The following is a 13,182-nucleotide window of genomic DNA, read 5'->3' as shown; positions in this document are numbered from 1 at the left end:
CGGCGGGCGTGCGTGCGGGCGGGCGGGCGGGCGGCGAGTCTGCTCCTGTCCCGGCACCCCCGGGAAGGCGTGCCAGGACAGGAGCAGAGCGCTACGGCAGGTACGCGGCGACGCGGTCGGCGAACTCCTCCGGGGTGACCACCGGGATGCCGAGCGTCTCGGCCTTGGCGCGCTTGGAGCCGGCCTTCTCGCCCGCGACGAGCAGGGTGGTGCGCGCCGACACCGAGGAGGAGGCCTTGCCGCCGGCGCGCTCCACGAGCTCGTTCATCTCGTTGCGGGACAGGGCGGCAAGCGGGCCGGTCATGCTGCCGGTGACGACGACGGCCTGCCCTGCGAGTGGTCCGGCCGCCGGCTGCTGCGCCGCGTCGCCGCCGTCCGCGTCGGCGCCGTCCGCCTCCCCGCCGGGGGCCGGGTCCGCCGCGGCGGTCGCCGGTGCCCGGGGTTCGGTGACGGCGGTCCCGACGTCCTGGGCGGCGAGCCTGTCGAGCAGGGGCGCGAGTTCGGCGAGCTCGGCGACGACGACGCGGGCCTTCTCGGCGCCGATGCCGTCGACCGTGGCCAGGGTCTCGGCGTCGGCGGCGCGGATCGCCGTCATGGAGCCGAAGTGGGCGGCGATCCGGCGGGACATGGTCCGCCCGGTGCCGCGGATGCCGAGCGCGCAGAACACCCGGTTGAGCGGCTGCGTGCGGGCGGCGGCGATCGCGGCGAGGAGGTTGTCGGTACTGGTCTCCCCCATCCGCTCCAGGCCCAGGACCTGCTCGCGGGTCAGGGCGAACAGGTCGGCGATGTCGGCCACCAACCCGGCCTCCACCAGCTGCACGGCCCGGGTCCGGCCCAGCCCCTCGATGTCGAGCTGGTCGCGCCCGGCCGCGTAGATCACCGAGGCGACCGCCTGGCAGCCGCGCCCGCGCACGCACCGCCAGCGCTGCTCGGAGGTGTCGATGGCGTCCCCGCAGCGCGGGCAGACCTCGGGGAAGACGATCGGCTTCTCGGCCCCGGTGCGCTCCTCCACCAGCGGCGCCTCCACCCGCGGAATCACGTCGCCGGCCCGGTGGACGAACACCCGGTCACCGAGCATCAGCCCCCGGCGCTCGATGTCGCCGGGGTTGTGCAGCGTCGCGTAGGTGACGGTCACGCCGTCGATGTCCACGGGATCGAGGACCGCGCGCGGGGCGATGATGCCGGTGCGGCCCACGTTCCACTCGACGTCCAGCAGCCGGGTGACCTTGTGCTCGGCGGCGAGCTTGCGGGCCACCGCCCAGCGGGGCGCACGCGAGCCGGACCCGGCGTCGCGCCGGTCGGCCGCGCCGTCCGTCTTGATCACGACACCGTCGATGCCGAACGGCAGCACCGGGCGCAGCGCGGCGATCTCGTCGATCCGCTGCTGGGCCTCCTCCAGCGTCGCGCAGCGCCGCGGGTGGGCGGGGGTGGTGGCGGCGGTGTTCGCCCCCAGGGCGGCGAGCCGTTCGAGGAGCGCGCTGTGGGACAGGTCGTCGTCCAGGCCGACGGCGCCGTAGGCGTAGAAGGTGAGCTCGACGCGGTAGGGGCGGTCCTTGGCCCGCAGGGTGCCTGCCGCCCCGCTGCGGGGGTGGGCGAACGGCGTGGCACCGTGCTCGGTGCGCAGCCGGTTGGCGCGTTCGAACTGGTCGTGGGTGAGGAGGACCTCGCCGCGCAGTTCGACGTCGACGGGCTCGGTGAGCGCGGCGGGCAGGCCCAGGACGGCGTCGGCGGTGTGGCTGATGTCCTCGCCCGCCTGACCGTCACCGCGGGTGAGCACCTGGTGGAGACGCCCGGCGCGGTAGCGGGCGGCCACCGCCATGCCGTCCAGCTTGGGCTCCACGCACCAGGCGGCCGCCTCACGGCCCAGGCGCCGCTCCAGTCCCGCGGCCCACTCGGCGAGCTCGTCCGCGGAGAAGACGTTGTCCAGGGAGAGCATCGGGACACTGTGCGGGACGTCGCCCACCGCCGCGCCGCCCGCGACCTTGCCGGTCGGGGAATCGGGCAGCGTCTGGCCGGGGTGGGCGTCCTCCCAGGCGGCGATCGCCCTCAGCAGCGCGTCGTACTCGTCGTCGCCCAGCGGGGTCGACCCGTCGCCGTAGTAGGCGGCGGCAGCCCGCACCGCCCGGTCGACGGCATCGGCGTAGTCGGCCGGGGAGGAAAGGGCGGCGGCGGTGTCGTCGTTCATGTGGGCATCATGCCGGGAGCCACCGACAACACCCGGGGAACCGAACACCGGGGCGAGCCGTGGCCGGCCCCGGGGCCGTACCGCCCAGAGCGAGCGCTGCCGCCGCCGCGCCGTGGGCGGCCGGGCGAGGGCCTGCGAGTCGGCGGCGGCACGACGGGACCGGGCAGGCCGCCCACCGCCCCGCGCCCGGGAACCCCCGGCGAGCGCTGTCCTCTCCGTCACCTCGAATCACCCCCGGCCCCGCAGCGTGGGCGGGCGGCCCCTCCCATCCCCACGCAGGGCCGAATAGTGGTGGGCGGGGAGGCGGGTTCCCGCGTTCGTGGGGGCGATGATTGCGAACCGATATAGCGGGGATGAACGTTTGCCGATCAGCTCCGTCTGCGCCTGAACGTACCTGACATGGTGTCAAACATGTTGGACAGAACTTTCGTTCAGGAGCCGGAGCTCCGGATCGAGGGCGGACGCCCCTTCTTCTTCGCGCGGCGGGGGTTCCGCCGGCGCACGGTCGGCCCGTTGGCCGTGCTGGTCGTCGCCACGACGGTCATGGCGCTCACCGGGGACCTGCCGGTGCCGGGGCTGCCCGTGGTCGAGCTGTGGGGACGGGCCGCCTCCAAGCGCGACTTCTTCATGGACCCCGAGGTGCAGCGCATACTGATGAGCCACCGCATCAAGGTGGGGACCGAGAACGCCGGGTCCCGCAAGATCTCGCGCGGCGACCTCGATCCCTACGACTTCGTGGTCCTGTCGGGCAAGGCACCGGGCGACCAGGTGGAGCGGCGGCGCGAGGCGGCGGGCGAGCACAGTCCGGTCAGGGACGTGCCGATCCTGTCGAGCCTCGTCACCGTGGGAACCTTCCGGGAGTACGCGAAGGCCCTGGTCGAGAAAGGCGTGGCGACCCCGCTCCGGGGCGGCGCCCCGGACGGGCGGCAGGCGAACTCCGAACCGATCTACTACACCCTCCACATGCAGAAGTTCCTGGAACTCGCCGAGGCCGGGACGACCTGGCGGTCGCTCGACGTCCCGGAGAACGTCGTCGACGAGAAGGCCCAGGTGACCGCCTACACCTCGGGCATCTGCGACTCGAACTCCGCGGGCACCTTCGTCGCCCAGGTCGCCGTCGCGCTGAAGTCCTCCACTCCGAAGACCACCGACAACTGGGAGGACCTGGGCCGGCGCATCCAACCGATGCTCAACAACGGGGGAACCTCGAACTCCGACCGGTTCCCGTCCTTCAAACGCGGGGAGCTGTCCGTGCCGACGCCCGTCTTCTACGAGCACCAGTTCCTTGAGTACCAGCTCCAACAGAAGGCGGCGAACGGCGGGCCCGACACCTCGCGCGTGCTGCTCTACCCCGACAACTCGGCCGTCTCCGTGCCGCGCATCGCCGCGCTGACACCACGGGCGCGCCGGCTGGTCGACCTCGTCACCACGGACGCCCGGCTGCGGGACCGGGCGACCGAACTGGGGTTCCGGACCGGCGACGGCGCCAAGGGCGAGGATCGCCTGACCGCGCACCTGGACGCCCACGGGCTGCCGGTTCCCTGGCGGGGCATCAGGAACCCCACCACGGACCTGGACGAGGTCCAGCTGGACCCCCTGCTGAAGGGCGCCGCCGTCGACGGCTGCAAGCCCGGCACCGGCACCGCTCCCCCCACGGAGGGCGCGACGCCGTCCGCAGGGACCCCCACGACGAACGGGCAGGGGTGAGCGGCGTGTTCTCCAGGCTCTGGTTCGGCCAGTGGTGGCCCATGCTGCTCCTCTGGGCCACCGCGGTGGCGAGCCTGCTCCACCTCGCGCGGTGCGCCCTGCTGGAACTGCGCGACAAACGGCTCACCGGCCTCGACCTGACCCAGGGCATCTGCGTCTACCTGGACGAGTCGGCCATCACCGACCAGTTCCAGATGGGACGGCACGCGGCGGCCCTGACCCAGGAGGTCCAGCACCGGATCACCCGGGGTGGCAGCGCCCAGGTCGACGTCCCCGGGCTCCCCGCGGGGTTCGGCGTCGAGCGGGCGGAGGAGATGATCACCCACTACGTCCAGACCCGCACGCCGGTCGAGGTGATCGGGGTCCTCCTCAAGATCATCGAACGCGACCACGGGATCATCCGCGCCAACCTGAAGAACGGCACGGTGCGCCGGAGCCCGGCCCTGGTCAAACTGCTCGGCGAGCTCGGTCGCGCCGACCCGATGCCCAGAAGCACACAGCTGAGCCATGCCGAGGACTACGTACTCGTCAAGGGCAGGTTCCGCCTCGCCGCCCGCACTTCCGACACCCCTTCGGGCTTCACCGTCTTCCTCGCCCCGTACGGCGGCACCGCCGCCCCGGGCACGCCCGGCACCGACGCTCCGGGCGCCTCCGGTACCTCCGGCACCGGCCTCACCGGGGCCGCAGGTACCTCCGGTGGCCCCGCCGCGCACGTCCGGCTGGTCTGCGCGAACCCGGGGCTGCGAAAGAACTGGCCCACCGGGGAGTTCTCCGGCAGCTGCCTCGGCAAGATCAGGGGCTGGAACGGCGAGGACGGCGCCCTGGACGTCCACCCGGTCGCGATCTTCCAGTGACCGGGCCGCGCGGGGCGGGGTCGGTGGCGGGCGGGGAGCCCGTGGAGGACCTGAGGGGTCAGTGGAAGACGATCGCGTGGCCGCCGGCCAGGGCCGCCAGGCAGGCGGCGTGCAGCTGCTGCCAGGCGAACCGCTCCGGCTCGAACGGCCCCTCGGGGAGGGGTCGTTCGGGCGGGGCGGGGTTGGAAGCGGCGCCGGGGGCGGAAGCGGTGCCGAGGCCGGTCCCGGTGATGCCCAGGGCCGGTGCGACGAAGGCGAGTTCGCGCAGCAGGCCCTGCACGGAGCCGACCATGCCCGCACCCGCGACGCCCGCTTCGGAGGGCAGGAACAGCGGGTCGGCGAAGTCCACCGGCACGTAGTAACCGGCGTTGTCGGCGTGGCAGATCAGGTGCGAGGAGAACATCGACGCCTCGTCCTGGATCAGCCCGCAGTCGCGCTCCCAGCGGGCCCCGTCCTCCTCGGCCGGAACGACCGGCTCACCGCTCCTGAGCAGCGCCAGCACGCGGCGCAGCCGGGTCAGGTAGCGGTAGGGGAAGCCGCCCGAGAAGGCCGGGGTCCGCGGCGGCCCGTCGAACGGAGGCTCCTGCCAGTCGATCCCCTCCTCCCGGACCGCCGTGCCGAGGCGCTCGAAGGCGCGGAGGTGGTACTCCAGCCCCTCCGGGTCGTTGCGCGCCTGGTCGTGGAGCATCCCCACCGATATCGAAAGTCCCATGGCCGCACAGCGTAGGCGAGCGCTCCGACAACACCCGTCCCGGCCACGGCCCCGGCACCGGTGCCGCCGCCCTTGCCACCGGGCAGAGCCGCCGGACACGGCCACCGGGCCGACCCCGGTGAGGATCCGCCGCAAGGACGAAACCGAGACGAAACGAAGCTTGTGCAACAGTACGTCGACAGAGTTCCGCGGCCCCGCGCCGGCGGCCGCGCGAGGGCGGACCATGTTCATGTGCGAAACACCCCGGACCCGTTACCCTCCACGACGACCGCCTCCTGGCAGGAGCGGCTCGACGGGCGGGTGGGCGCTTGTGCGGTCGAACTCGCCTGGTGGGGACACGACTTCTCCGACGGCGCCTGGCCCGACACCGAGGACCTCGCGCTCCTCCTCGCCCGCACCGTCCGCGAGACCGGCCCGATCCCCTCCATGCGAACGGCCCGGGAGGCGCTCCTCAGGGCGCTCGACTCCGTGCGCGCGGCGCACCGCTGGCTCTCCCCCCGCTGTGCCGGGTCCGCCCCGATGGCCTGTCGGCACCTGCACCACGCGGCCCGTCACCTGCGCGTCGCCCGCCGCCGCCTCGCCGACACCGCGCCCCGCGACCGCCCCAGCCCCCCGCCGGCCCGGGAGCACCCGGCCCAGGACCAACCGGCCCGGGACCAACCGGCCCGCGACCGACCGGCACACCGCCCCATCGGCCGCTGACCCCGGCCGGACCCGCGTCGCGGGAGGGGCTCCGAAGGGGCTCCGACGGCACTCGGGCGGGCGTCGTCCGTCAACGGCCGGAGGCCCGTCAACGGCCCCCGGAGGGCGGATCGTCGGCCCGCGTGCGCCGGGGCGCGCCACCGTGCGCCGTCTACCGCAGGTACCGGTGCTGGGCCAGGCTGGTCCATCGATCATGTTCCGTGCATCCAGGAGGGCATCGTGGGAGACCACTCGAAACCGGCGCCGGACCCGGGCCAGGGAACACCCCCGCCGAACAACGCCGACGGGAAGGTGGACAAGCCCGCCGACGGCACGGGCAAGCACAAGAAGGGCTGAACGACGGTGAGCGACGCGGTGAGCGAGGCGGGGAGCCTGGCCGGGCACCGGCAGCGCCAGGACGCGGACATGGAGCGCCAGGGGCAGTGGCCGCAGGATTCGCCGTGGCTGCGGGAGGCCTTCGCCGCGCTGCCCCGCGACAGGTTCGCACCCGGCCGGCTGTGGCGCTGGGACGGCCGGGCCTACGCGCCCGTCGACCGCGCGGCGGACCCGGACGGATGGGCCGGCGAGGTGTACGGCGACGTCGGCACCGCCGCCGTCACCCGTGTCGACGGCGACCGTCCGCTGTCGTCGCTGTCCGCCCCCGGGGTGGTGACCGACATGCTCGACAGCCTGCGGCTGGAACCCGGGCACCGGGTCTGGGACGTCGGGACCGGGCAGGGCTGGACCGCGGCCCTGGCGGCCTGGCGGGCCGGCCCCGGCCTGGTGGTCTCCAGCGAGGTCGACGAGGACCTGGCCGCCTTCGCGCGCTCCCGGATCGAGGCCGCCGGGCTCGACGCCGCGGTGACGGTGGGCGACGCCACCCACGACGGGGTACCGGGCGGTGGCCGGGTCGACCGTCTCCACGCCACCTACGCCGTGGAGACGGTGCCCTGGTCCTGGGTGGAGGCCGTGCGGCCGGGCGGCCGGATCGTCCTCCCCTGGGGCTGGCTGGGGTACGTCGCCCTCACCGTCTCGGCCGACGGCTCCGGGGCACGGGGCTGGGTGCACGGCCTCGCCCGGTTCATGGGCGACCGGCGCGGCCCCGCCCAGCCCGGCGGCGGCGTCGCCGCGTACCGGACGGTGCGGGGCGACGGCGAGCCGCAGGACCGGCGGGTGCTGAACCGCGACCCGGAGGGCCTGACGGACTGGCACGTCCGGTTCGCGGTGAGGGTCGCCGTCCCGGACGCGATCCTGTCCACCACCGTGGAGGACCACCTCCCGGTCGTCCTGGTGCACGACGGCGACAGCTCGTGGGCGGAGGCCCGGCGGCATCCCGACGGCGGGACGGTGCTCCTCCAGGGCGGGCCGCGCCGGATCGGCGACGAGGTGACGACCGCGTGGTCCCGGTGGGAAGACCTCGGCCGGCCCGACCCGTACGACTACGGCATCACCGTCACCCCCGACGCCCAATGGGCCTGGCAGGGCGCCCCGGACGGTCCGCGATGGCCGATCGCACCGGTTCGGCAGGCGGTTCGGCAGGCGGTTCGGCCCGCGGCGCGGCAGGCGGTGCGCTGAGAAACGGCACCGGCGCTCCCGGCGGCCGGTGCCGGGCAGCGCCGGTCGGCCGGGGCGGAGCCGGACGGGACCGGACGGGGCCGGAGGGGCCGGAGGGGCCAGACGGGGCCGGAGGGACGTGCCTGTTGCCCGCGGCCCGGTTTCCGTGAACGATCCGGTCATGACCACGCTCTTTGTGACGGTCGGCCTGCCGGGAGCCGGAAAGACCACCCGGGCCCGACGGCTGGCGCGGGACCACCACGCGCTCCGGCTGACGCCCGACGACTGGATGATCCCCCTGTTCGGCGAGCCGGAGGCCGGCGGCGGACGCGACGTCCTGGAGGGGCGTCTGCTCTCCCTGGCGCTGGACGCCCTGCGGCTCGGCACGAACGTGGTCCTGGATTTCGGCTGCTGGTCCCGCGACGAGAGGTCCGCGATCCGCGGGCTCGCCGAGTCCACGGGCGCGGTCTGCCGCCTCGTGTACGTCCCGGTGGACGAGGCGACCCAGCGCGCTCGCATCGCCCACCGTTGGTCGACGGCCCCGGAAGACACCTTCCCGGTGTCCGAGGCGGACCTCGCCCGCTGGAGAACGCAGTTCGAGCCGCCCGACGAGGCGGAGCTGCTCGGGCACGGGACCGACGCTCCCCCGGCGGGTTGGCCGGGCTGGGCCGAATGGGCCGCCGACCGCTGGCCCTCCTTCCCCTGACCGCCCTGTCTCCGCCCGGCTCGCCGTCCCGCCACCGCCGCCGGCCGGGGGCCGGGGGCCGGCCCCCGGAGGCGGGCCCGTCCGGGGTGAAATCCGGGTGCCTCGGGGACGGGGCGCCGGGTAGCGTCGGCCGGGTGACGGGCGAGGAGGTCCTTCAGGACGGCGTCCACCGCCGGGTGGTGCGGATCGGCGACACGGTCCGCAGACCCGCGCAGCCGTGGACACCCACGGTCCACGCCCTGCTGCGGCACCTGGCGGAGGTGGGGTTCGACCGTGCGCCGCGGCCGCTGGGCCTCGACGACCAGGGGCGGGAGGTCCTGACCTTCATCGAGGGCGACTGCGGGCCCGCGGGCTGGGCCCGGGTCGCCGACGACCACGGGCTACGGGCCTTCGCCCACCTCCTGCGCGACTACCACCAGGCCTGCGCCGGGTTCGCTCCCCCGTCCGGCGCCACCTGGGCCGGGGACCCGCAGGAGCGCGGGGAGACCGCCGGACCGGACCGCGACCCCGGCGAACCCGTCGTCTGCCACGGCGACTTCGGCCCGTGGAACGTCGTGTGGCGGGGCCGCCGCCCGGTGGGGATCATCGACTGGGACTTCGCCCGCCCGGCCCCCCGGCTGCACGACATCGCCTACGCGCTGGAGTACACCGCCCCGTTCCGTGACGACACCGAGTGCCTGCACCGACTGCACCACCCGCAAGTGCCGGACCGACGAAGGCGGTTGGAGCTCTTCTGCACCGCCTACGGCCTCGATTCGGCCGCGGGCGTCCCCGAAGCCGTCATCGACCGCCAACAGGACACCACCGAGCTGGTACGGCGGCTCGCCGCACAGGGCCGCCAGCCCCAGGCCACCTGGGTGGCGAACGGCTACCTGGCCGAGCTGGAGCGCCGCACCGCCTGGAGCCGGGCGCACCGGCACCTGTTCGCGTGAACGCGCGGCCCGCGACCGACCGCCGACTGGGCCGGGGCACCCACGGGTCCGGCCCGGTCGCCGCCCCCGTGCGGGGGTAGGCGGCCGGGCCGGCGCGGTCGACGGGCCGGTCCCCGACCTGCGAGGCAGGGTCAACGGCGGCCGGTCGGCGGGTGCTTCATCGGTGACGCCCCGTCCGGGAAGGGCGGCTCGCCGGCCGCGCGGTGCGGCGGAGGGGCCGGGCCTGCCGGGGCGGGGGTGTCAGGCCCCGGGTCGGGGTCAGGGAGTGGTGCAGACGGCGGTCGCCCGGATGGACTCGGTCGAGTTGCCGGTGTTGGTGCCGCGCACGACCCAGTAGCCGCCGCTCGGGTAGGAGTCGGTGAAGAAGATCCGGAAGGCGCTGGTCTGGCCGCCACCGCCGGTGGGTACCTCGCCGGACGGACAGGCCACGAAGGCCACCCCGTTGGCTCCCGGGGCCACGTCCACCCAGTCGCCCGCGACCTGGTCGTGCGCGGCCAGCAGCGCGGGGGATGCGGCGGCCTGGTCGAGGGGGAGGTTCGCGAGCGGCTTGACGGCGGCGGGCTTGTCGGCGGGCCCGTCGTCGGCGAGAGCCGGCGCGGTACTCGCCGCCAGGACACCGAACATGGCGAGGGCGGTCAGGACGAGGGGCTTCGAGCGGGTCATTCAGGCCTCCTGGGCCTCAGGGATCGGACGTTCCACGACGGGGGGTCTGCTCCCCCACGCCGGGGCGATCCGTACCCGAACCACCACCCCCCTCCCCCGGCCCGGCGTCAGGCTACTCGGGCGGAGGAACACCGCTGCCTGACCGGGCTAACACCCGGCACCGGGCCCGGCTGCAGCGCGGTCCCGGCGGGGCGGACCTCCCCCGGGCCCCGCCGCACGACGGACGGGAAGGAGCGTCCACGGCCTCGGCCCGGACGACTGGTCCGACCGGATGACAGGACTCCCTGAGCGGAGTCCCGGGGTTCGGCCGTCCCCTCGCACGCCCGATGGAGCACCGGGAGCTCCCGGGAAGCCCGGCCCTCCCCACCGCCCGACCGGCGGGGATCGGACGCACCTCGCCCCACCCCGCCGGCCGCCGAGCTGCTGAGCCGCCGAGCCGTTTCGGCGGCCGCCGAAGCAGCGCGGGTCAGGCCGGGGGCAGGCCGAGTTCGGTGCGGGTCTCGCCCACCATCCAGAGCGAGCCCAGCACCACGATCAGGCCGCCGTCCCCCACCAGTGCGGCCGCCCGGCGCAGGGCGCTCGGCGTGTCGGGGGCGGTGACGGCGCCCGCGCGCCGGGTCGGGGGCAGGGCGGCGTGCAGCTCCGCCGGGCCGGTGGCGTCGGGTGACGAGGTACGGGTGAGGACCAGCGGCCACGACTCGGGCAGCGGGGCGAGCATGGCCGGGACGTCCTTGCCCCGCATCGCGCCGAAGACCACCGCGGCGGGCGGGGTGCGGACGGGCCCGGCGAGCCGTTCGATCTCCGGCGCCACCGTGGCCACGCCCTGGGGGTTGGTGGCTCCGTCCAGCAGGACACGTCCGCGCCAGTCGTCCAGCCGGGCGTCGGCGATCAGTTCGAGGCGTCCGGGCCAGCGGGTGGCGGCGACGGCGCGACGCAGGAGTTCGTCCACCGGGGCGGGGGCGTGGCCGCGCTCGGCGAGGGCGGCCGCGGTGGCGAGGCCGAGGGCGAGGTTGTGGTGCTGATGGACGCCGGGCAGGGGGCAGGAGAGGCCCTGGTGCTCGCCGCGCGGCGTCACGACGTCGAGCACGGGGCCGTCGGGGCCGGTGCCGGGGCGGGCGGCGTAGTGGATCTGCCGGTCGACCTGCCAGCTGGTCAGACCGGCACGGGCGGCCAGGACGTCCTCGACCGCGGTCTGTGCCTGCGGGTGGAGGCGCCCGAGGACGACGTGGTCGCCGTCGCGGACCGCTTCCGCCTTGGCGGTGGCGATCCGGCCGAGTGTGTCGCCCAGCAGGTCGGTGTGGTCCATGGCCACACCGGTGATCACCTTGACGTCGAGGCCCAGGGCCATGACAGCCGTCCCGCGCCCGCCGATGGCCGCCTCCGCGACGACGCGGGTGACGCCGGCCCGGCGGAAGTGCGCGGCGGCGACCGCGACGCACAGACCGGCGGCGGGCAGCGGCAGACCGTGCTCCTCGATCGCCGCCAGCACCTCGGAGTAGGCGGCCGCGTACTCGGCGCGGCCGATCGGCCTCCCCTCGACGCGGACCCGCTCGCGCGGCTCCTGCAGGTGCGGGCCGGGCATGCTGCCGGTCCGCACCCCGGCCGCGGACAGCGCCGCCACGGCGAAGGCCACGGTGGAGCCTTTGCCGTTCGTCCCCACGACCGCCGCCCCGCGCAGCCCGTCCTGCGGGCGGCCCAGCACGTCCAACAGCGCGGGCAGATTGCCCCGCCTCGCCTCACGCTCCGCCGGGGGAATCCGGTACGCCCCCGCGAGATGGTCCACGCACTGCTGATACTCCATGGGACGCCATGGTGTCATCACGGAAGCCGGGGCGAGCAGGTGATGACGGCGCCCGACGAGGCGAACCGGCGGCCCCTGACGCGCCGGGCGCACCTCTCCGCGCCCATGGAGGGATCCGCACGCTCTCCCGAGGCGTCCCGCTGACGAACGGCCGGCCGGCCGTTGGGGGCGGGGGCGCTGCCGGTCCGACGGGCGGATCCCCCGACGCCCCCGCGGCCTCCCGCGCCCGCGCCCGGTGGCACCAACGAGCCCGGCACGCACCATGGTTGGCCGGTGGGTCGGGGGCAAACGGAGCGGGGGCGAATCGTCGATCGGGCTGCCGGCGGTGTCGCCGACCTGGGCGCGGACAGCCGGGCGACGGCCGTGAACCACGCGGGCACCGTGGCGGGCAGGCCGCGCGCTGGTCCGCGGACGGCACACCCCTGCCGCTCGCACCGACCGCGCTCACCGGCGTCGCCACCGGGATCAACGATCAGGGCACCGTCATCGGGTACACCAGCGACGCACCGCCCGCCCGCGCACAGTTCTACGCGCCGCTCTGGAACGCCGACAGCACGCCCGGCACGCTCCCCGCCTGGCACCCGAGCCACCCGTACGCCACGCCGTCCGCCATCTCCGACAGCGGCCTGGTCGTCGGCGAGCTCCTCCTGCGCGGGCTCGCCGGCTACGGCAGGCCCTTCCTCATGCGCCGGCGCCCGTGACGGTGCCCCGCAGGACGGACGGGTCCGGACAGGAGGGGCCGGGAACGAGCGAGTCATGGACGGGTGAGCCGGGCGAGCAGACCGCGGCAGCCGGCCTGCAGCTCCTCATCCTCCGCGACTCCCGCGAACAGCTCCACGCGCCGCGGCAGTTCGAGCTGGGCGCGCAGGATGGGGACGGCCGGAGCGGCGGCCGTCCCCATCCCGGCGAGGCAGCGCACGACGTGGTTGCCGACCGCGGGGTTGCGTTCCCAGGCCGGGAGCAGGGCACCGAGGACGGCCGGTGCCTCGGGCTCGCCGCCGATCTCCCAGAGCGCGGCGGCGCAGCGCACGCGGACCCAGTCGTGGCCGTCGTCCAGCAGTTCCCGCAGGCGCGGTGCCGCGGCGGCGGCCTCCGGACCGATGGAGCCGAGGAGTCCGGCGACGTCGACGGCCCGGAACGCGCTGCCGGCGCCGAGCATGGCGAGGAGCCCGGGCAGCACCTCTCCGGCGCCGGCCCCGGCCGCCCGGAGCGCGGCGACGGCGGCGGGCGCCACGGAGGGGTCTGCGGCGGCGCCGGGTTCCGCCAGCGCGCGGAGTACCGGCAGGGCGGGGGCCGCCGCCTCGCCGAGACCGGCCAGGGCGGCCAGGGCCGGCCTGACGACGTCCCAGCGCTCCGCCGGCACCGCGCGGTCGAGGACGTCCTCGAC

The 13,182-nt window shown here is 75.5% G+C and carries 11 protein-coding genes and 1 pseudogene; 7 read left to right on the top strand and 5 right to left on the bottom strand.

Annotation, left to right across the window (positions count from 1 at the left end; all coding sequences use genetic code 11):
* Positions 1-91: 91 nt before the first annotated feature.
* The gene (gene ligA / locus ACFCX4_RS27290; protein WP_376147635.1) at positions 92-2,185 is read right to left on the bottom strand and encodes an NAD-dependent DNA ligase LigA; all 2,094 of its coding nucleotides are present in this window, start codon (positions 2,183-2,185) and stop codon (positions 92-94) included.
* 411 nt (positions 2,186-2,596) lie between these two features.
* Here ligA and ACFCX4_RS27285 point away from each other — a divergent pair, with 411 nt between their 5' ends.
* Both ACFCX4_RS27285 and ACFCX4_RS27280 read left to right on the top strand, forming a co-directional pair.
* Positions 2,597-3,892, top strand: a complete 1,296-nt coding sequence (locus tag ACFCX4_RS27285) for a hypothetical protein (RefSeq protein ID WP_376147632.1) — start codon at positions 2,597-2,599, stop codon at positions 3,890-3,892.
* Positions 3,893-3,897: 5 nt separating this feature from the next.
* Positions 3,898-4,746, top strand: a complete 849-nt coding sequence (locus tag ACFCX4_RS27280) for a hypothetical protein (RefSeq protein ID WP_376147629.1) — start codon at positions 3,898-3,900, stop codon at positions 4,744-4,746.
* Positions 4,747-4,804: 58 nt separating this feature from the next.
* Here the strand turns inward: ACFCX4_RS27280 and ACFCX4_RS27275 are convergent, their stop codons facing one another.
* Positions 4,805-5,458: a hypothetical protein gene (locus ACFCX4_RS27275; protein WP_376147626.1), complete on the bottom strand. Its 654-nt coding sequence runs from the start codon at positions 5,456-5,458 to the stop codon at positions 4,805-4,807.
* Between the two features lie 231 nt (positions 5,459-5,689).
* Between ACFCX4_RS27275 and ACFCX4_RS27270 the strand changes: the two genes are divergently transcribed.
* The 4 genes from ACFCX4_RS27270 (at position 5,690) to ACFCX4_RS27255 (ending at position 9,331) form a co-directional block, all read left to right on the top strand.
* Entirely contained in the window at positions 5,690-6,160 is a 471-nt protein-coding gene (locus ACFCX4_RS27270) for a hypothetical protein (RefSeq protein ID WP_376147623.1), read from the top strand.
* Between the two features lie 342 nt (positions 6,161-6,502).
* A complete protein-coding gene (locus tag ACFCX4_RS27265) occupies positions 6,503-7,714 on the top strand; it encodes a protein-L-isoaspartate O-methyltransferase (protein ID WP_376147620.1) in 1,212 nt (403 codons plus the stop codon).
* A 160-nt stretch (positions 7,715-7,874) separates the two neighbouring features.
* On the top strand, positions 7,875-8,399 hold the full coding sequence (locus ACFCX4_RS27260; protein WP_376147617.1) for an AAA family ATPase: 525 nt from the start codon (positions 7,875-7,877) through the stop codon (positions 8,397-8,399).
* 134 nt (positions 8,400-8,533) lie between these two features.
* Positions 8,534-9,331, top strand: coding sequence for a phosphotransferase enzyme family protein (locus tag ACFCX4_RS27255; RefSeq protein WP_376147614.1), 798 nt, complete (start codon positions 8,534-8,536; stop codon positions 9,329-9,331).
* A 258-nt stretch (positions 9,332-9,589) separates the two neighbouring features.
* Here the strand turns inward: ACFCX4_RS27255 and ACFCX4_RS27250 are convergent, their stop codons facing one another.
* Complete coding sequence (locus tag ACFCX4_RS27250) at positions 9,590-9,994, bottom strand: hypothetical protein (protein WP_376147611.1); 405 nt, start codon at positions 9,992-9,994, stop codon at positions 9,590-9,592.
* Between the two features lie 466 nt (positions 9,995-10,460).
* Positions 10,461-11,795 carry a bifunctional folylpolyglutamate synthase/dihydrofolate synthase gene (locus ACFCX4_RS27245; RefSeq protein WP_376147609.1) on the bottom strand — a complete coding sequence of 445 codons (1,335 nt, stop codon included), beginning with the start codon at positions 11,793-11,795 and terminating at the stop codon, positions 10,461-10,463.
* A 266-nt stretch (positions 11,796-12,061) separates the two neighbouring features.
* On the opposite strand from ACFCX4_RS27245, the gene ACFCX4_RS27240 reads away from it, so the two are divergent.
* Positions 12,062-12,496, top strand: coding sequence for a hypothetical protein (locus ACFCX4_RS27240; RefSeq protein WP_376147606.1), 435 nt, complete (start codon positions 12,062-12,064; stop codon positions 12,494-12,496).
* A 53-nt stretch (positions 12,497-12,549) separates the two neighbouring features.
* Here ACFCX4_RS27240 and ACFCX4_RS27235 read toward each other — a convergent pair.
* A pseudogene (locus ACFCX4_RS27235) lies at positions 12,550-13,182 on the bottom strand (HEAT repeat domain-containing protein); the annotation flags it as partial.

Origin of the sequence: Kitasatospora sp. NPDC056327, assembly GCF_042261735.1 — a bacterium.
GTDB lineage: Bacteria > Actinomycetota > Actinomycetes > Streptomycetales > Streptomycetaceae > Kitasatospora.
The sequence above is the reverse complement of the archived record's forward strand: the minus strand, read 5'-3'. Positions and strand labels throughout refer to the sequence as shown.